Below are 19097 nucleotides of genomic sequence, written 5' to 3' on the forward strand. Positions count from 1 at the left end.
GGCCCGGCGCGCGGCGGGGGCGTGCCGGGCCTCAGGCCGAGGCCCGGCGCACCAGCGTCGTCGGCGTGATCAGCGGGTCCGGGGCGGGTGCCCCGGACCCGTGCTCGTGGAGCAGGTGCATCAGGAGCCGGACCATCAACCGCCCCATGCCCTCGATGTCCTGACGGACCGTCGTCAGCGGCGGGTCGGTCCGCTCGGCGATCGACGCCACGTCGTCGAAGCCGACCACGGCCACGTCCTCCGGCACCCGCAGGCCCCGCTCCCGCAGCACCCGCAGGGCGCCCGAGGCCATCAGGTCGTTGGCGGCGAAGACGCCGTCCACGTCCGGTCGCCGGTCGAGGAGTCCGGCCATCGCCCGGGCGCCGCTCTCCGCCGTGAAGTCGCCGTGGCCCAGCAGGGCCGGATCCGGGTCGCCGAGCGCCTCCCGCCAGCCGTCGGCGCGGTCCACCGCCGAGGTCTGGTCGCGGGGCCCCGCCAGGTGGGCGACGGCCCTGCAGCCCCGGTCGACCAGGAGCCGGACGGCCTCGCGCGCGCCGCCGCGGTTGTCGCAGTCGACGTACGGCATGTCGGGGCCGATCCCGTCGGTGGGGCGGCCGCCGAGCACCGTCGGGATCTTCGCCCGGCGCAGCACCGCCGCCAGCTCGTCCTCGTCGTGGAGGGAGAAGGCGAGGGCGCCGTCGACGTGACCGCCGCCGAGATAGCGGGCGATCCGGTCGTGGTCGCCCGGGCTCTCCACCCAGAGCAGCACCAATTGGGAGTCGTGGGAGGTGAGTTCACGGCTGATGCCGCGCACCTGCTCCTGGAAGAAGGGGTCGGAGAAGATCCGGAACTCCGGCTCCGCGATGACCACGGCCACGGCGCCGTTGCGCCGGGTGACCAGGGTGCGGGCCGCGAGGTTCGGGACGTACCCGAGCTCCTCGACGGCCTGCCGCACCTTGTCGACCAGCGGCGCCCGGACCCCGGCACCGCCGTTGACGACCCGGGAGGCCGTGGCCCGCGACACCCCGGCACGGGCCGCGACGGCCTCCAGCGTGGGGCGGGCCCCCGTCGTCTGTTCGGCCACGTCGGCCCCCTTCGTCTGCTCCGGACCGGGTCAGGATATCCGTACGGGCGCCCGCTCTGAGAGCGCTCTCTGAACTCGGTGGCGGGCAGGAGCGGGTCAGTCCGGCCCCGGGGCGAAGGAGGCCATCCGGGGTTGGCGCCGCGCGTCGTCGCCGCTGACGTGCGCGGGCGTCACGACGACCCGTCCGCCGACGCGGAGCACCCGGCCCGCCCCCGTGTCGTACTCGGCCCCGGCCGCCGCCGGGTGCCGCAGCAGCACCTCCTCCCCGCCCGCCCCGCCCCCGTCCAGGACGAAGGTGCGGCCGGGGCGGCTCGGGGTGGCCGACTCGTAGACGATCGTCCCCGGCGCGGCGCGGAAGCCGACCGGTGTCAGGGTCCTGCCGTCGTGCGTCCGGATGCCCCGGAGGAGCTTCCCGGTCGCCAGGTCGTAGGCGCCGGCCCGGTCCGTGCCGCCGACGTGGACCAGTCCGTGTCCGACGACGATGCCCGGACAGGGCTGGAGGCCGGCGTCGATCCCGGAGTGGACGCAGTGCTCGAAGCCCTGGGGCCGGGGGTCGATCGTGCGGCGGACCTCGCCGCGGGGGCCGGGGGCGACGATCCGCCAGTCGTCGGTGAGGCGGTCGTTGTCGACCGAGGTGTACACCACCGGATCGACGGAGGCCACCCGCTCGACGCTCCGGCCCGCCGGAGTGCGGTGGCGCCACCGCACGGCGCCGGTGCGAGGGTCGAGCTCCCGGAGCCCGGAGTGGCTCCTGCGCCGGTCGGCGCCGGTCGCGCACAGGGAACCGACGAGGAGCCGGGAGCCGCCGGCGACCTGGTCGGGGCGGCAGCGGCCGGGCTCCTCGGCCGGGACGCCGAAGAGCCGGACGCCGTCGCCCACGCGGTACGCGGCGGCTCCCGTGCCCTCGGCGACGGCGAGGGTGTCCCCGCTGATCGCCGTGTGCGCGAGGAGCACGGGCGTGTCCGGGGTCGGATCGGCCCGAAGCAGCTCCTTCGTCCAGCCGGCCTTCCCGGTCCGCAGGCCGATCATCCGGAACCGGTCGCAGCGCGCGCCCCGCCGGGCCGTGCCGGTCGCGAGGACGACGACGATCCGGCCGTCCGGCGTCGTGTGCTCCGGCGCCTCGCAGACGGGGGTGGGCAGGGTCGGGCTCCGCAGCTCGGCGCCGTCGGCGAGCCGGTAGGCGGTGACCTCGCGGAAGAGCGCCCGGACCACGGTGTCGCCGACGATCCAGGGACCGTCCGCGCGGATGCTCCGCCGGGGCAGGTCCGTGGAGTCGGAGGCGATCCAGGAGGTGCCCTCGCCCGGCTGCCGGGCGGCGGCGAGCTCCCGGGCGCCGGGCACGCGGACCGGCCCGGGGGTGCGGAGGGCGGGCCCCGTCGGAGGCGTGACGCCCTCCGCCGGAGGCGCGGCGGTCCCCGGTGGGGGCGCGCCCGTCCCCCGGGCGGCCGGGGGACGGGCGTGGCCGGTCCCGTGGCCGTACCAGCCCGCCCCCGCCACCGCGACGACCAGCAGCGCGAGCCCGGCGGCGAGCGCGAGGAGGGCGGGGTCGCGCCGGGAGCGGCGGCCCGGCTCGGGCGCCCGCCCCGGAGGGGTCCGGGGCGGCGGCGCGTACGGCATCGGGACTCCCCCTGTGGGTCACCGGTGATCCGGAGCGTATTTCTAGAACGAGATTCTGTTTCGGTCGTAGCACAGCGACGCGGACCGACGGCACCCACGCGGACCGGGGGCGGAGGGCCGCCGTCAGGGGCGGCGGCCCGCCGTTCACCCGTGGCGGTGGTCGCGGTCCGTACCGGCTCCGCCGCGGCGCTCGGGTGCGGCAGCGTGACCGCCATGAACGTCCGCCGCACCGCGCTCCCGCTGCTCACCGCCCTCCTGGTCGGCGGCTGCGTGGGCCTCCCGAAGCCCTCCGCGCCGCCCGCCCCCGCGACCGCGCCCCCCGCCCTCGCGCCCGCCGCGCAGCGCCCCCCGTCGGCGCTCCCGGAACCGCCGCCGGAGGCCGAGCCCCGGGAGGAGCTGGCCGACGTGGCCGAGGAGGGGCGGCGGGGCCCGGCGGACGGGGCCGGGGGCGTGCCCGTACCGCCCCGGGCCGATGCCGGGCGGGAAGGGGAGCGGGACCGGGAGCCGGGTGACGGAGGCGGCGGGGCGGGAGCGGTGCGCGCCCCGGCGCGGACGGCGGAGGCGCGCCCGGCGGGGGAGCGCCCGGCGGGGGAGCGCCGTGCGGGGCAGGGGGTGCGCCGGGAGGGAGGGGCGCGTCCGGGGAAGGAGTCCCGCCCGCCCCGTCCCCGTGCCGCGGGACCCGGCCGGGCGCCCGCGCCCCGGCCCGCCCCCGCCGGACAGGTCCCCGCCGGACGGACTCCCGCCGGGCAGGTCCCCGAGATGCGGAACCTGTGCCGCGAGGCCCAGCGGATCGACGCCCCCCTGGGCGCGGCGGAGCTGTGCCGGGGGATGTACGGCCGCTGAGCGGAGGCGGAGCCAGTGGCCCGGGCCGACGGTCCGTCAACGGACCGGAGTCCACGGGCCACTTCACCCTAGCGTCGTGTCCATGGCAAACCCCTCACCTGCGGAACCCCTCACCGGCGCACACCATCCCGGCGGCCCCCTCCTCCTCGGCAGGCCCTCACCGGCACGCTCCTTCCCGGTGCGCACCACCCCGGCGCTCACCACCCCGGGGACCTCCGGCTCCGCCCCGGCCTCCGGCTCCGCCCCGGCCTCCGGTTCCGGCCTCGCGCCCGGCCCCGCCCCCGGCGGCCGTCCGGCCGTGCCCCGCACGCTGCTCCTCGCGCAGCTGGGCAACTCCGTGGGCGACGGCGCCTTCTACGTGACCTGCGCGCCGTACTTCTCCGGGATCGTCGGGCTCTCCGCCGCGCAGGTCGGGGCAGGGCTCACCGTCGCCTGGGCGGTGGGCTCCCCGGCCGGGGTCCCGCTCGGAGCGTTCGCCGACCGGCGCGGCCCGCACGGCGTCTCCGTGCTCCTCGCCCTCGTGACGGCGGCGGCCGTCGCCTCCTTCCTCCTCGTCGCCTCCTTCCCCGCCTTCCTCGCCGCCACCCTCTACGCCTGCGCGCAGAGCGGCCTGGCCGCCACCCGGCAGGCCCTCCTCGCCCGGACGGTCGACCCGGCCGGCCGGACCGCCGTCCTCGTCCGGCTCCAGGCCCTCTCCCACGCGGGCCTCGCCGTCGGCGCGGCCCTCGGCGGCCTCGCCCTCCACGCCGGCACCCGCGGCGCCTACCTCGCCGTGCCGGCCCTGGACGCGGCCGGCTTCCTGCTCTGCGCCCTGCTGCTCGGACGGCTCCGCGCGCCCCTCCCGCCCCGGTGCCCGCGTCCGCCGTCCGGGGCGCCTCCGTCACGGCCGTGCTGCGCGACGGCCCCCACGTGGTCCTCGCGCTCCTCAACGCGCTGATGCTGCTGCGGACGCCGGTCCTGAGCCTGGCCCTGCCGCTGTGGATCGCGCAGCGGACGGCGGCACCCGGCCGGACGGTCTCGGCGCTCTTCGTCCTCGACACCCTGGCCGTGACCCTCTTCCAGGTCCGCGCCGCCCGGTCGGTCACCGACCTCGGCACGGCCGCCCGCGCGGTCCGGGGCGCGGGCGCCGTCATGTGCGCCGCCTGCGCGGTCTTCGCGGTGACCGCGCTCCCCGCGCTGAGCGCCGGTGCCGCCGTCGCGGTCCTCGTGCTCGGCGCCGTGCTCCTCGTCGTCGCCGAGATGCGGCACGCCGCCGGTTCCTGGCAGCTGGGCCTCGGCCTCGCGCCCGCCGACCGGACTCGCGCCCGCCGACCGGATCGGCCAGTACCAGGGCTTCCACGGCGCCGGCGTCCCGGTGGCCCGGGCGATCGGTCCGCTCGCCGTCACGACGCTCCTCGTCGGCGGCGGCCCCCCTCGGCTGGCTGCTGCTCGGTGCGGCCTTCCTCCTGGCCGCCGCGGCGACCGGCCCGGTCGCCCGCCGGGCGGCCAGGACCCGGACCGCGACCGGGTAGGAGTGCCCGCGGGGCGCGGGGCGCGCCGCGCCGACCGGGCCGCCGTCCGGTCCGGTGTCCGGTACCGACCGGGCCGCCGTCCGGTGCCCGGCGTGAGGTGCCCGCCGTCCGCCGTCCGGTGTCAGGTGCGGGGGCGGCCCTCGGTGAGGAGGGCGAAGCCGGGCCGGTCGACGGAGACGCTCGCGGCCGCGAGCACCACCACCCCGGTACCGGCCTCGCGGTCCAGGCCCAGCCAGGAGCGGAAGCCGCCGGTCCCGCCGTTGTGCATCGTGATCGCGAGGCTGCGGACGCGCAGCGTGATCCAGGCGGCGCCGATCCGGGTGCCCCCGCTGAACGGGGCGACCGGATCGAGCGCGGCCGTCCCCGGCGCCGTGCCGTCGAGGAGCGCCGCGGTGAAGCGCGCCATGCTGCCGATGTCGGCCCGGATCCCGCCGGCCGGCCCGAGCGCCTCGCCCGTCCACGGCTCGCGCCGCCCGCCCCGCCGGGTCGTCCCCTCCAGGGCCCCCGGCCGCAGGTCGGCCGCGGTGGCGGGGAGGTAGAACCGGTCGAGGCCGAGCGGCCGCCCGATCCGCGCGGCGACCAGCTCCTCGTACGACGTCCCGGCGGCGGCGGCCAGCGCGTGCCCCAGCAGTTCGAAGCCGAGGTTGGAGTAGCGGGGCCGCGCGGAGCCCGGCCGGACGGTGCGGGCCTGGTCGAGGAGCTCGGCGACGTCCTCGCCGTACGGATTGGCGCCGTGCCGCCACAGCGCGAACGTCCGCCGCCACGGCCGCGCCGCGGCGGGAATCCGCGGCAGCCCCGACCGGTGCGTCGCCAGCGTCCCGAGCGTCACCGAGCCGACCGGCACGTCCGCCAGCGGCAGCAGCGCCCCGAGCGCCGTCCCGGCCGTCACCTCGCCGCGCTCCAGCGCGTCCGCGTACAGGAGCCCCGTGACGCCCTTCGACACGGACCCGATCTCGTAATCGGCCCCGAGCCCCGCCCCCACGGACGCCGTCACCGCGCCCTCGGGGCCGAGCAGCGCCCCGGCGACCGGGAACCGCCCGCCCGTCAGCGCCCGCAGCCGCTCCGCCAGTCGTGCGTCACCATGATCCCCATCCATGCGGCCCACCCTAGAAGGCCGGACCCGTCCCCGGCCACGCCCGGCGGAGCCCCCGGCCGGCCGGCCCGGAGCCGCGGCGGTCCGCTTGTGACCCACGTCACGGATTCCGCTTTCCCTCTTTCCGTTATCCCCCTCCTCGGCCGAGGCTCTCCCAGGCGCAGGGAAATCCGGGAACGGGCGAGAGAAGGACGAACGGCGTGCAGCAGACCATGGGTGCGGACCAGACGGCGGAGTGGATACGGGCGGCGCAGTACGGCGACCCCTGGGCGTGCGACCAGCTCCTCCGGGCCCACCAGCCGCTCGTCGGCGCCCTGGCGTCGCGCGCCCTGGTGGCCCGTCCCGCGGTCGCCGTCGAGACCGTCGTGGGGGAGACCCTGCGCCGGGCCCACGGCTCCCTGCACACGCTGCCCCACCCGGACGCCTTCCGGTCCTGGCTGGTGGCCCTCGCCGTCGACACCACCCTCGGACACGCCGCCGCCTCGCTCGACCAGGCCGCGGGATGGCTGGACGTGCAGGACGCGATGCTGGCGGCGCTCGGCTCGCTGGAGGACGAGGGACAACTCCTGCGCCACGAGACGTCGGCCGCGCTCGGGTGGACGCCCGAGGAGACCGCGACCCGGATGGCGACCGTGCGGGTGCGCGTCGACGCCGCCCGGTCCGTCGCCTCCGCCCTCGCCCGGCGGCCGCGCTGCCCCCGGCTCCAGGAACTGACCGCCGGCTGGGACGGACGGCCGGGCGCGGGGTGGCGCGACCACCTCGCCGCGCACACGAGCCGCTGCGCCGGGTGCGGCGGGGTCGCGCCGGCGGCGCCCGCCGCGCAGGCGTGGCCGGTGGCGGGCTTCGGAGGAGCCGCGCCGACCGTGGGCGCGGCCTTCACCGCGCCGGAGGGCGGGGCCGGGTACGGGCCCGAGGCCGCCGCCGGGTACGCGACCGGAGCGGGGTTCGGGTACGGGCCCGAGGCCGCGTTCGGCGCGGAGGCCGGGTTCGCCTCCGAGGCCGCGTTCGACGCGGAGGCGGAGTACGACCTCCAGGCCGAGGCCGAGGGCGGGCTCGGCGGTGACGACGTGACGCGGGCGTACGACCTCGGCGGGCTCGCCGCGGCGCCGGCCGGACGGCGCGGATCGCGGGCGGCCCTCCGGCGGCGGCGCCAGGCACAGGAGAAGACCCGGCGGCGGGCCGCCGTCGCGGCCGGGATCGCGGTCGTCGCCGTGACGGGCGGGGCGTTCTCGTTCTACGGAGGGCGCGACGGGCAGCGCGAGATCCTGGAGGCGAACCGCGCGCTCGTCCCCGCCCCCGACGTGCCGCTCACGCACGAACCGGACTCGCTGGGGGCCACGCCCGCCACCACGGGCGCGGCCCCCTCCGCCACCGCCACGACGGCCCCCCGGCCCACCGCCACCACCGCCACGCCCGGCACCGCCGGGAAGAAGACCCCCACCGCCCGCCCGACCACGGCGAGCCCGACCCCGCAGCGCACCACCGCGAGCCCCACCGCCACCCCGGCGAAGAAGCCCTCCGCCCCGAAGCCCACCCGCACCGCCCCGAAGCCGACGGCCGACACCGACCCCGGCGGCGGCGCGCAGAACGACTCCGGCCAGACGTCGGCGGCGGACCAGGTCCTCTCCCTCGTCAACGCCGAACGCGCCAAGGCGGGCTGCGGGCCGCTCACCGCGAACGCCGCCCTCGCGCGCGCCGCGCAGGGCCACTCCGACGACATGGCCGCCCGGGACTTCTTCGACCACACCAACCCCGACGGCGCCGGCCCGGGCGAGCGGGTCACCGCGGCCGGGTACCCCTGGGCGACCTACGGCGAGAACATCGCGATGGGCCAGACCACGGCGGAGCAGGTCATGGAGGGCTGGATGAACAGCCCGGGCCACCGCGCCAACATCCTCAACTGCGACTTCAAGGAGATCGGGGTCGGCGTCCAGACCGACGGAGGCCCCTACTGGACCCAGGTCTTCGGCGCCCGCTGAACCGCCCGCCGAACCGCCCGCCGAACCGCCCCCGGGCCGCCCGCCGAGCGGCCCGGGCGGCCCGCGTCAGTGCCCCGGCCCCGGCCCCGTCCAGGACAGGGGTTCCGGTCCCGCCCCCGCGATCAGGGCGGACAGCTCGACCCGGGAGCGGATCTGGAGCCGGGCGTAGATCCCGCGCAGGTGGTGGTCGACGGTCCGGGGGCTCAGCGTCAGCCGGGCGGCGACCTCCTGGTTCGTGGCGCCGTCCGCGACCAGCCGGGCGATCCGCTGCTGCTGCGGGGTGAGATCGGCCAGCGCCGAGGGCTCCGGCGGCCGCGCGCCCGGCGCGCCCGTCGCCCGGAGTTCGGCGCGGGCCTGGCGGGCCCACCCCTCGGCGGCGGCACGCTCGAACGTGACCAGCGCGTCGCGCAGCGGGCCCCGCGCCTCTCCCGGGCGCCGGCGCCGGCGCAGCCAGGTGCCGTACGCGAAGAGCGTGCGGGCCCGTTCGAAGTCGTTGCCGCCGTCCTCGTGACGCCGCAGGGCCTCGCCGAACCAGCGGCTCGTCTCCTCGCCGTGCCGGGCCAGCAGCGCCCGGCACCGCGCCAGTTGGGCCGGGGCCGTACGGTCGATCCCGAAGTCGCTCCAGAGGGCGTACTCCTCCGTCGCCCCCCGCGCCTCCGCCACGCGCCCCGACGCCACCGCCGCCTCCACGAAGCACGGCACGGCCAGCATCCGGAGCGCGAAGTGCCCGCCGCGCGGTCCGGGGCGGACCAGGGGCGCGAGGCGCGCGGCGGCCTGGGCGGCCAGCCCGCCGCCCAGCTCCGCCCGGGCCAGCGCCCATTCGGCGAGCGTCACCGCCTGTGCGAGGCCGTGCGGGCGTCCGATCGCCAGCGCCCGCTCCGCGTGCTCCGCGACCGACGACCCGTCGCCCGTCACCGACGCCACCAGCGCCAGCACCGCGTGCTGGTGGGCGGCGGAGTTCGGCTGGCCGGTGGCGCGGGCCGCGCGCAGCCCCTCGCCGGCGGTGTGACCGGCCCGCGCGTACCGTCCGGCCCGCAGCTCGGCGTACGCGAGGTGCTCCAGGATCCGGGGCAGGAGCGAGGTCCGCTGCTCCGCCCGCGCCCGGGCCAGCGCCCTGCCGTGCAGCCGGGCCGCCGCCGTGACGTCCCCGAGCACCAGCGCCGCCGACCCGGCCCGCAGCAGCAGCCGGGGCTCGTCCCGCACCGCCCCGACCGCGACCACCGGGGCGAGCCGGGCCCGCGCCCGGTCCGGGCGGACCGTGAGCGCCGCCCGCAGCCCGTCGGCGAAGGCCCGTTCGGTGCCCGGCGCGGCCGGGGCCAGGTCGAGCGCGGCGAGGCAGGCGCCGACGTCCCCCGCCGCCCACGCCGCCTCCATCGCGAGGAACCGCGCGTCCGCCGCCTCGGCCGGCTCCCGGTCCCGCAGCACCTTCGCCGCCTGGAGGAACGCCTCGTGCGCGTCCATGACCGGCCCGCTCGCGAGCGCCGCGAACCCGCGCGTCACCAGCGTCCGCCCCCGGGCCGCCGCGGAGCGCGCGCGCACGGCCGGCGGCGGTCCGAGCCGATCGGCCCGGTGCCGCTCGTGCCGGTCGGGCAGACCGGACGCGGCGGCACCCGCACCGCTGAGCCGGGTCCGCTCCCGGGCCGGCTCCCGGTCCCGGGCCTGGACCCGGTCGTGGTCCGGGCGGACGGTCCGGTCCGGGCGGACGGTCCGGTCCGGGGCCGGCTTCGGTTCCCGGCCCCACCCCTGCTCCCTGTCCTGCTCCTGCTCCCGGTCCTGGCCCTGCTCCTCGTCCCGGTACCGGTCCGGGGTCCTGGTGCGGGTACCGGTGCGCGTGGCGTCGCCGCCGTGGACGGCCGCCCGGCGCAGGAACGGGTCGGGGAAGGCGAGTTCGTCGTCCCGGAGGTGCAGGAGACCGGCCGCCACCAGACCGTCGAGGGTCTCCGTCGGCACGCGCAGGGACCGGGCCAGGGCCAGGGCCGTGCGGACGTCCGTGCGGTCCGGGTCCCCGGGCGGAGGGCCCTCCGGGTCCGGGGCGCCGCAGGCCCGGGCCACCACGCCCAGCAGCCTGCGCCCGTCCACCGGGAGCGCGCCGAGCAGCCCGCCGTACACCGTGGTCAGGACGGCGTCGTCGACCAGCCTCCCCCGCGGGGGCGTCGTCCCGGCCAGCACGCCCGGCGCGAGCCGGCGCACCGCCTCGACCAGGACGCCGGGGTGCCCGGCCGCCTCGTCGAGGAGCCGCTCGGCCACGGCAGGTCCGGCGCGCCCCCCGGTGGCGTCCCGCAGCAGGGCCCGGGCGCTCGCGCGGCCCAGGCGCGGCAGCCGGACCAGCGGCGCGGCGTCCGCGGCGGGCAGTGGCCGGCCGGGCGCGGCCGCCACCAGCCAGCCGACGCGGACCGTGCCCCGCGCGCCCGGCGCGCGCCAGTGCGCGGCGAACGCGGCCCGCGAGTGGGCGTCCCACAGCGGGAAGTCGTCGAGGCAGAGCAGGACGGGCCCCCGGCCGGTCAGGCAGGCGGCCAGCGCCGCCGCGATCCCGTCCGTGCCCCGGGCGAGCCGGGCCGCCCGGCAGGCCGCGGCCCCGGACGGGGCCAGCGCCGTGAACAGCGCCCGTGCTCCGCTCCACGGCACGTGCCGGCGCGGCGGGTCGACCGTGTACGCCTCGCCCGGGAAGTCCCGCGCCGCGCGGGCCAGCAGCACCGAGCGCCCCTCGCCGGGGCCCCCGGTCACGCGCACCACCCGTTCGATCCCGGGCGGAGCACTCTTCGGACACAACAGCTGGGAGACGGCGGCGAGTTCGGCCTCCCGGCCGTACAGCACGGGTCCGGTGTCGGCGGTCACGCCCGTCACGCTAACGGGCCAGGCCGGGGGCGGGAACGGAGCGGTACGGGGGTCTGGGCCGGAGCCCAGCCCCCCGTACGACGGGCTGTGCCCGCGCACAGGACCGTCGAGAACCCCCCTCGGGAACCGTCAGGACCCCTCCCCGGGAACCGTCAGGACCCTTCGCGAACCGCCGGGGCCCTTTCGTGAACCGCCGGCGGCCTGGCGGGGCCCTTCGGAAGCCGTCGGCAACCGTCGGGACCCCTCGCGGCCGGTCAGGAACCGAGCGGGCACGTGCCCCGGTACTCGTCGATCGTCAGGCTCGGCCGCGGCAGCGGGCAGAGGAACTGCTCGTACCGGGTGTCGTCGTCGACGAAGCGCTTCAGCCACGCGATGCTGTACTTCGCGATCGTCGTGTTCGACGTGTTGGGCGTGAAGTGCGTGGCGCCGTTCAGCTCCAGGTACGCCTTGTCCAGGCCGGCGGAGAAGCTCTCGTAGAACGGCTCGGAGTGGGTCGCGACGGGCGCGACCGTGTCGCCGTCCGCGCCGATGACGAGGGTCGGCGTGGTGATCTCGGGCCAGCTCTTGTCCGTGTTCCAGCCGGTGAGCGGCACCGCGGCCTTCAGGCTCGGCCGGCTCTTCGCCGCCTCCAGCGTGCCGCCGCCGCCCATCGAGTGACCCATCACGCCCAGCCGCGAGGCGTCGATCCGGTCCCGGACCGAGCTCCTCTGGGTGAGGTGGTCGAGCGCGGCGAGGAGCTGGCGGCCCCGGCTGTCGGGCTGGTCGAGCGTGGTGAGCGTGTCGATGACGAAGACGACGAAGCCCTGGGACGCCAGGCGCGGTCCGAGCCAGGCGACCGACGACTGGGTGGCGGTGAAGCCGGGGGAGATCGCCACGGCGCCGAACGTGCCGTCGCCCGTGCTCGTCGGGTAGTAGATGGTGCCGCCGCCGAACCCGGACGCGGCGAGCGAGGAGACGGAGGTCTGCGCGACCGCGTACGGGCCGCGCAGCGCCTCGACGCTCGCCTGGGTGGGGGCGGGACCGCGCTCGTACGGGTTGCCGGCGGCGGCTCCCGCGCCGGGGGCGAGGAGCAGCGCGAGGCCGGCGGCTGCGGCGGTGGCCGCGGCAAGGTATCGCTTCACGACGAAGTCGTCCTCTCGTGTCGTGGTACGGCCGCCCCAGGGGGAGGGGAGGCCGCTGCCGTGGGGCGGCCCCGCCACTGTGGGGGCGGCGCGGAACGCCGTCATCGGCACAATCACCGGTCCCGGGCCGCCGGAAGCGGCCGCACCGCCGGGCCGGGACGTGTGCTCCCGCCCTCCTCGCCTTCCTCGCCCCCCCTGCCTTCCTCGTCCTCCCCGCCGCCCCCTCCCCGCCGTCCCCTGCTCGCCCGGCCTCCACAGCCTCCCGCCCGGCGGCCGCCGATGCCCGCTCGCCCCGATTCCGCCCCCGATTCCGCCCTCGGTTCCGCCCCGCTCCCGCCCCCGCCCGGGCCGCGGGCGCCGGGCCCGTGGCAGACTGCGGGCCTCACCGCTCACCCCGCGACCGGCCGACTGGAGGCCCGATGACCGTCCCTTCCCGGTCCGCCGCCCCGCCCGAGCTGCTCGTGCGGTACGGGACCGAGGCGCCCGCCGGTGCCGTGCTGCTGCTGCACGGGGGGCGCGCCGACGGGCTGGAGGCCCCGCCGCTGCTCAACCTGCCCGCCCTGCGCATGCGGCCCTTCGCCGGGGCGCTGCGGCGGGCCGTGCGCGGGCGGGCGGTCCTGGTCGCCGAGGCCCGCTACCGGCACCGTGGCTGGAACGGGGAGCGCGCCGACGCCGCCCGGGACGCCGAGGCCGCGCTCGCCGGGCTGCGGGCCCGCTTCGGGGAGACGCCGGTGGTCCTCGTCGGCCACTCCATGGGCGGCCGGGCCGCGCTCGCCGTCGCCGGGGACCCGGCCGTCCTGGGCGTCGTCGCCCTCGCGCCCTGGTGCCCCCCGGGCGAGCCGGTCGCGCACCTGGCGGGACGCCGCCTGCACCTCCTCCACGACGAGACGGACCGGGTCACGGCGGCCCGCGACTCATGGGCGTTCGTCCGCCGGGCCCGGGAGGCCGGCGCGGACGCCACCGGCGTCCCCATGCCGGCCGGCGGCCACGCCATGCTGCGCGACGCCCGCCTGTGGCACCGGCGCGCCACCGAGCTGGCCCTGGAGACCCTGGCGTCCTCACCCGCCTGACGCGACCCCGCCCCCGCCCCCGTACCTCCCCCCGCATCGCCCTCGTGTCGCTTCCGTATCGCGCTCGATTCGCGGGAAAGGGCATATCGGGACAGGATCGGGCGGAGAGGGGCGTGTGGCGACGCCCCCGCGCGGCCGCGGGGCCCGGTCCCGCCGTCCCGCGCGTGTCCGAGGAGGCGGCAGTGTCTGAGCTCATCGTGATCGGGTACGAGGACCGTGCCGTCGCCGAGGAGGCCCTCGGCACGGTGCAGGAGCTCCAGCGCGACCAGGTGGTGGTGCTCAACGGCCTGGCGGTCGTCTCCGTGGACACGGAGGGCCGCACGCACGTCGACACCTCGAACCGGGTCGTCGGGGTCACCGCCGCGACGGGCGCCCTGTGGGGCACCATCTTCGGCATCCTCTTCCTCGCCCCGGCGGTGGGCGCCCTCGCCGGGGCGGCGCTCGGCGGACTCGTCGGCCGGCTCAGCCGGTCCGGCGTCGACGAGCGGTTCCGGCAGCAGGTCGGCGACCTGCTGCGGCCCGGTTCGGCGGCCGTCGTGCTCATGGCCGCGAAGCTCACCGAGGACAAGTTCACCGCGGCGATGCAGCGCCACGGGGGCACCCTCCTCAAGACCTCGCTCAGCGACGCGGACGAGCGGGAACTGGCGGAGCAGCTCGCCGGCTCCGGGTGACCGGAGTGCGCGTGCCCGGGCCCACGTCCCGCGCGCTCCCGTGCCCCCGCCCCGTCCCCCACCCCCTCCCCGCCCCGCGCCTGCGTTCGCCCCGGCGGCGCCCGTCCGTCCGACCCCCACAGGAAGGCCCCCTCCATGGACCCCGTGCTCAGCAGTGAGGTGCTCGCGAAGCTGCGCCGGCCCCGGCCGTACCCGGCCGTCTCGCTGGTGATGCCGACGCACCGCCGCGAACCGGACAACACCCAGGACCCGGTGCGCCTGCGCAATCTCCTCGCCGAGGCCGAGAAGGCGCTCACGGCCGATCCGGACGTGCCGCGCGAGCGGCGTCTCGACATCCTCGACCAGCTGGGCCGCGCCGCCGCCGAGGTCGACCTCGCGCACGCCGAGGACGGGCTCGTCATCTACGCCGCGCAGGGCGAGCGGCAGGTGTGGTCGCTGCCCCGCACCGTGCCCGAGCGGGTCGTCCTCGCCGACACCTTCCTCACCCGGAACCTCGTCGCCGCCCGCGCCGCCGAACAGCCCTACTGGGCCCTGGCCGTCGCCGCCGACCGGGTCTCCCTCTGGAGCGGCGACCCCGAACGGGCCCGCGAGGCCACCCGGGACGGCTTCCCGCTGACCCGCGGCCTGGAGGACCCGGACGCCGAGCGCAAGGAGCGCGTCGGCGACCTGCCCAGCACCTTCCAGGACGAGGCCACGCGGCAGTTCCTGCGGGAGGCGCACGAGAAGCTGCGGGTCGTCCTCTCCGCCGATCCCCGCCCGCTGTACGTCCTCGGCGCGGCCGAGGCCCTCGCCCTCCTGGAGGAGCTGGGCCCGCTCGCCCCGGACGCGGTGACCGTCCGGCACGGCGGTCTCGCCGACGGCCCGGCCGCCGCCGTCCACACCGCCGTCGAGCCGTCCCGGGCCGCCCGCGCCGCCGACGCCGTGCGGGCGGTCGCGTCCGAGCTCGACGCGGCGCGCGGCAGGCGCGAGTTCGCGGGCGGCATCGACGAGGTGTGGCGGGCGGCCAAGGAGGGCCGGGCACGCCTCGTCGCCGTCGAGGACGACTACCGGACGGTCGTGCGCGAGGAGGGCGACCATCTGGAACCGGCCGACCCCGCCGACCCCGGAGCCCGCGACGACATGGTCGACGAGATCGTCGAGCGGGCCCTGGACACCGGCGCCGAGGTGAGGTTCGTCCCCGGCGGCGCGCTCGACGGCCAGGGTCACATCGCCGCGGTCCTCCGCTACTGAGGACCGCCCTTCCGCTCCGCGATCGCACCGCGGAGCGCCGGGCCGGGCCGCCCTCACGGGCGTCCCGGCCCGTGCGTGTCCGGTCGACGCACCGCCCGGCCCCGCGCGCGCCGACTCCGCGCGCCCGGTCCCGTGCACGCCGACTCCGCGCGCCCCGGCCCCGTGCGCGGCGCGGCGCACGGCCCGTGCGCGTACCCGCTCGCGGCTGGGCTGTATACGCTGGTCGGGTGGCCAGCGGAGAGGGGAAGCGGGACGTGCGGGACGGTCGGGGCGAGGACGGCGGGACGCCGGGCGGCGAGGACGTCGGGCTGCAGCGGTTCGCCGTCGCGCTGCGCCGCACCCTCGGCGAGGTGAACCGCGTGGCGCACGGGTTCGCCGCCGACCAGCGGCTGCACCCCACCGACGTCCAGGCCCTCTCCTTCGTCCTCGACCACGACGGCCCCGTCACCCCCGGCCTGCTCCGCACCCACCTGGGGCTGACCTCGGGCGCGGTGACCGCCTGCCTCGACCGGCTGGAGAAGGCCGGGCACGTCCGGCGCACCCGGGAGAGCGCCGACCGGCGGGTGGTGCACGTCGAGTACGCCGACGGAGCCAGGACCGCCGCCCGCGACCACTTCCGCCCGCTCGCCGAGGCGACGGAGAAGGCCAGGGCGCGCTTCGACGCGGACGAGCTCCGCACGGTCCTGCGCTTTCTCGAGGCCCTCAACGAGGAACTGGCCGAGCTCCGGGTGCCCCGGCGCTGACCGTCCGGCGGCGCGGGCGCGTCCGGGCCGCCGTCAAAGCTCCCCGTCCGCCCGGAAGGCCAGCAGCGCCGTGTCGTCGCGGTGGTCCGAGAGCCCCTGGAGGATCCTGAGCAGGTCGGGGAGGGACCGGCGGCGGCACAGCGTGGCCTCGGCGGCCAGCCGGCGCTGCCCCTCGTCGATGGGGGCGGAGGGCGTCTCGATGAGGCCGTCGGTGTAGAGGAGCAGCGTGTCCCCCGGGCGCAGGACGTGGCCGTGGGTCGCACGGGCGAGGTCCGAGGCCATGCAGAGCGGCGGGTCGGCCGCGCCGGGGAGGTAGCGGGCGTCGCCGCCGGCCGGGACGAGCAGGGGCGGCGGGTGGCCCGCGCTGGACCAGGTCAGCAGCCAGGTGCCGTCCCCGCGGCGGCGCAGGGCCGCGTGCAGCGCGGTGGCCAGCGGGGCGGTGGCCAGGCCCGCGGAGACCTGGTCGAGGCGGGCGAGGACCTCGTGCGGCGGGGCCTCGGAGCCGCCCGCGTACGCCAGTGCCCGCAGCATGCTGCGCATCTGCCCCATCGCGGTGGCCGCCGTCAGGTCGTGGCCCGCGACGTCCCCGATGCCGAGGACGAGCGTGCCGTCCGGCAGCGTGAAGGCGTCGTACCAGTCCCCGCCGATCTCGCCGGTGGAGCTGGCCGGCTGGTAGCGGGCGGCCAGCGTCGCGCCCCGCACCGCGGGCGGCTCCGTCAGGTGCGCCCGCTGGAGGCCGAGCGCCGTGCGCCGCGCCCGCTGGAGGTCCAGGACCCTGCGGATGGGGCGCTGGGCGTGGTGCAGCACCTCCCGCAGGAGCTCGGTCTCGGCCGGTCCGGGGATCGGGGTGTCGCCGTTGCTGCTGGTGGCGGCGTAGCCGAGCACGAGGTCGTCCACGATCAGCGGGACGAGGGTCAGGCTGGTGGCCCCGGAGGCGCGCAGCCAGCGCTCGCTGACGGTGGGGATGAGCCCGGGCGGCACGGGGGCGCCGGGTTCGAGGCGGAAGGTGACCGGTTCCCGCTTCACCAGGACGTCGCGGACCGCGGGCGTGACCGCCAGCCGCTGGCCGCGCAGCGCGGGCGGGGCGGGCAGCCCGGGCCGGGTCGCCGACGCGATCCGGCGAGCCGTCACGCCCGCGTGCTCCGGAAGCGGCCACTCGTCGTGCGACAGGAGCAGGATCAGGCAGGCGTCGGTGAGCTCGGGCACCACCACGTCCACGACCTCGGCGAAGGCCTCGGGCAGGTCGGTCCCGGAGACCGCCGCGACCTGGGCGAGCAGCCGCTCGCGCAGGCGGGTGCCCCAGGCGTCCTCGATGTCGGCGGTCGCCGACACCCACTCGGCGATCCGCCCGTCCCTCAGCACCGGCACCGAGCGGGTGGACAGATGCCGGTACGAACCGTCCCCCGCCCGCACCCGGAACGTCGCCTCGAAGACGCCCGGCCGGTCCCCGCCGTCCGCCGCCCGCCGCCACGCGGCGCTCAGCTTCTCGCGGTCGCGGGGGTGGATGCGCGGGTACCAGCCCTCGTCCGCGCGCGGGTGCCAGGGCGAGCCCGTCAGCTGCTCCCAGCCGGGGACGAGCTCCTCCATCGTCCCGTCGGCCCCCCTCACCCACACCATCTGCGAGACGGCGGAGACGAGGGCCTCGTACCGCTGGAGCGTCTGGGTCTCCGCGGTGGTGTCCATGGCCAGGACGAGGATCCCGGGGCCCTCGGCCGTGGTGACCGGGCTGCACGAGTAGACGAAGTGCCGGGCCTGTCCGGGGGCCCCGGGGTCGGTCCGCCGCTCGCCGACGACCTGCCGGGCCCGGCCCGTGGCCCGTACGGAGTCGAGGACGGCCAGGAAGCGGTACCCGTCGGAGTCGGGGAAGGCGGCGTGGGCCGGAAGGCCGTTCCGGCGGGCGCCGAACAGCCGGGCGAAGGCGGAGTTGGTGTACAGCAGCCGGTCCTCGGGCCCCGCGAGCACGGCCACGGCGGCGACGGTCCCGTCGAACATCCGCGGATCGAACGGCGGCCCGTCCCCGGCCCCAGCGTCCCCGGCCCCCTCGGTCCCGGCCCCCTCGGGACGCGGCCCCGCCCCGTCCCCGGCGAGATCCGCCCCGCCCCCGGACGGCCCGGCCCCGGACGCCCCGCCCTCGGACGCCCCGCCCTCGGACGGCCCGGCCTCGGACGGCCCGGCCTCGGACGGCCCGGCCTCGGACGGCCCGGCCTCGGACGGCCCGGCCCCCGACAGGCCGGCTCCGGACGGGCCGGCCCCCGACCCGGGCGCGTCCGTCCCCGGTCCCTCGGGCCCTCCCTGGCTGTCGCCGGCGTTCACGCTCCCATCATGGCGGCGCGGACGGATCCCGGCCCGCCGCGGTGCGGCCGGACGGCGGCGTCCGGGGTGGTTGACGCGCGTCGACCCGACAGGCCAGGCTTCCTCCCGACAGGCGCTTTCTGACAGATGCATGACATGCAAGGTCCCCGCTGTACGTGCCCACCGAGGTGGAGGTCCGTCCGATGTCCGCGCACACCCGCGCTCCCGTCCCGCACGCCCCGCACGCCCCGTCCGTCTCCCTCGTCTCCCTCGCGTCCCCCCTGGGCCGGCTCCTGCTCGCCCTGGTGCTGCTGGTCGCCGGCCTCGCCGGGGTCGTGGCCGGCGCGGGCCCCGCCCGCGCCGACGGCTGTTACACCTGGTCGCGCACCCTCTCCCAGGGGGCGACCGGGGCCGACGTCACCCAGCTCCAGATCCGCGTCGCCGGCTACCCCGGTTACGGCGGGGTCCTCGAGATCGACGGCTCCTACGGCCCGGCCACCGCCGCCGCCGTCACGCGCTTCCAGTCCGCCTACGGCCTGGCCGCGGACGGGGTCGCCGGGCCCGCGACCTTCAGCAAGCTCTACGCGCTCCAGGACGACGACTGCACGCCGATCCACTTCACCTACGCCGAGCTGAACACCTGCAACTCCACCTGGGCCGGCGGGGCGGTCAGCGCCGCCACCGCCAAGTCGAACGCCCTGCGCACCATGTGGAAGCTGGAGGCCCTCCGGCACGCCCTCGGCGACCAGCCCCTGCGGGTGACCAGCGGCTTCCGCAGCACCTCCTGCAACGCGGCGGTCGGCGGAGCGTCGAACAGCCGGCACCTCTACGGCGACGCGGCCGACCTCGGCGCCGGCCCGCACACGCTCTGCCGCCTCGCCCAGCAGGCCCGCAACCACGGCTTCAACGGCATCCTCGGCCCCGGCTACCCCGGGCACTCCGACCACGCCCACGTCGACCACCGGCCCAGCCGCTACTGGTCCGCCTCGTCCTGCGGGATCTGATCCGACGCCGCTCCGGCCCGGCCCC

Annotated in this window: 14 protein-coding genes; 8 read left to right on the forward strand and 6 right to left on the reverse strand. The window is 78.3% G+C overall.

What is annotated here, in order from left to right:
- Window positions 1–31 precede the first annotated feature (31 nt).
- Both IE287_RS22295 and IE287_RS22300 read right to left on the reverse strand, forming a co-directional pair.
- Complete coding sequence (locus tag IE287_RS22295) at window positions 32–1063, reverse strand: LacI family DNA-binding transcriptional regulator (protein WP_189850909.1); 1032 nt, start codon at window positions 1061–1063, stop codon at window positions 32–34.
- A gap of 96 nt (window positions 1064–1159) precedes the next feature.
- Window positions 1160–2680: a PQQ-binding-like beta-propeller repeat protein gene (locus tag IE287_RS22300; protein ID WP_189850910.1), complete on the reverse strand. Its 1521-nt coding sequence runs from the start codon at window positions 2678–2680 to the stop codon at window positions 1160–1162.
- A 204-nt stretch (window positions 2681–2884) separates the two neighbouring features.
- Between IE287_RS22300 and IE287_RS39130 the strand changes: the two genes are divergently transcribed.
- Together IE287_RS39130 and IE287_RS39305 are read left to right on the forward strand one after the other, a co-directional pair.
- Entirely contained in the window at window positions 2885–3523 is a 639-nt protein-coding gene (locus IE287_RS39130) for a hypothetical protein (RefSeq protein ID WP_189850911.1), read from the forward strand.
- An 82-nt stretch (window positions 3524–3605) separates the two neighbouring features.
- Window positions 3606–4460 carry an MFS transporter gene (locus IE287_RS39305; RefSeq protein WP_308436878.1) on the forward strand — a complete coding sequence of 285 codons (855 nt, stop codon included), beginning with the start codon at window positions 3606–3608 and terminating at the stop codon, window positions 4458–4460.
- A 695-nt stretch (window positions 4461–5155) separates the two neighbouring features.
- Here the strand turns inward: IE287_RS39305 and IE287_RS22315 are convergent.
- Entirely contained in the window at window positions 5156–6130 is a 975-nt protein-coding gene (locus IE287_RS22315; protein ID WP_189850912.1) for a serine hydrolase domain-containing protein, read from the reverse strand.
- Between the two features lie 197 nt (window positions 6131–6327).
- Here IE287_RS22315 and IE287_RS22320 point away from each other — a divergent pair, with 197 nt between their 5' ends.
- Window positions 6328–8106: a CAP domain-containing protein gene (locus IE287_RS22320; RefSeq protein WP_189850913.1), complete on the forward strand. Its 1779-nt coding sequence runs from the start codon at window positions 6328–6330 to the stop codon at window positions 8104–8106.
- A 66-nt stretch (window positions 8107–8172) separates the two neighbouring features.
- Here IE287_RS22320 and IE287_RS39135 read toward each other — a convergent pair whose 3' ends face one another.
- On the reverse strand, window positions 8173–10941 hold the full coding sequence (locus IE287_RS39135; protein ID WP_189850914.1) for a helix-turn-helix transcriptional regulator: 2769 nt from the start codon (window positions 10939–10941) through the stop codon (window positions 8173–8175).
- A 254-nt stretch (window positions 10942–11195) separates the two neighbouring features.
- Entirely contained in the window at window positions 11196–12062 is an 867-nt protein-coding gene (bdeA, locus tag IE287_RS22330) for a bis(hydroxyethyl) terephthalate hydrolase (RefSeq protein WP_229883640.1), read from the reverse strand.
- A 419-nt stretch (window positions 12063–12481) separates the two neighbouring features.
- Between bdeA and IE287_RS22335 the strand changes: the two genes are divergently transcribed.
- The 4 genes from IE287_RS22335 (at window position 12482) to IE287_RS22350 (ending at window position 15776) form a co-directional block, all read left to right on the forward strand.
- Window positions 12482–13132 (forward strand): alpha/beta hydrolase, encoded by a 651-nt coding sequence (locus tag IE287_RS22335; RefSeq protein ID WP_189850916.1) that lies wholly within the window; start codon window positions 12482–12484, stop codon window positions 13130–13132.
- 182 nt (window positions 13133–13314) lie between these two features.
- The gene (locus IE287_RS22340; protein WP_189850917.1) at window positions 13315–13803 is read left to right on the forward strand and encodes a DUF1269 domain-containing protein; all 489 of its coding nucleotides are present in this window, start codon (window positions 13315–13317) and stop codon (window positions 13801–13803) included.
- 135 nt (window positions 13804–13938) lie between these two features.
- Window positions 13939–15033 (forward strand): baeRF3 domain-containing protein, encoded by a 1095-nt coding sequence (locus tag IE287_RS22345; protein WP_189850918.1) that lies wholly within the window; start codon window positions 13939–13941, stop codon window positions 15031–15033.
- Window positions 15034–15260: 227 nt separating this feature from the next.
- Complete coding sequence (locus IE287_RS22350) at window positions 15261–15776, forward strand: MarR family winged helix-turn-helix transcriptional regulator (RefSeq protein WP_373307876.1); 516 nt, start codon at window positions 15261–15263, stop codon at window positions 15774–15776.
- 33 nt (window positions 15777–15809) lie between these two features.
- Here IE287_RS22350 and IE287_RS22355 read toward each other — a convergent pair whose 3' ends face one another.
- A complete protein-coding gene (locus tag IE287_RS22355) occupies window positions 15810–17768 on the reverse strand; it encodes a SpoIIE family protein phosphatase (protein ID WP_189850919.1) in 1959 nt (652 codons plus the stop codon).
- A 503-nt stretch (window positions 17769–18271) separates the two neighbouring features.
- Between IE287_RS22355 and IE287_RS22360 the strand changes: the two genes are divergently transcribed.
- The gene (locus IE287_RS22360; RefSeq protein ID WP_189850920.1) at window positions 18272–19072 is read left to right on the forward strand and encodes a D-Ala-D-Ala carboxypeptidase family metallohydrolase; all 801 of its coding nucleotides are present in this window, start codon (window positions 18272–18274) and stop codon (window positions 19070–19072) included.
- Window positions 19073–19097: the final 25 nt, after the last annotated feature.

Origin of the sequence: Streptomyces omiyaensis, assembly GCF_014650895.1 — a bacterium.
Classification (GTDB): Bacteria; Actinomycetota; Actinomycetes; order Streptomycetales; family Streptomycetaceae; genus Streptomyces; species Streptomyces omiyaensis.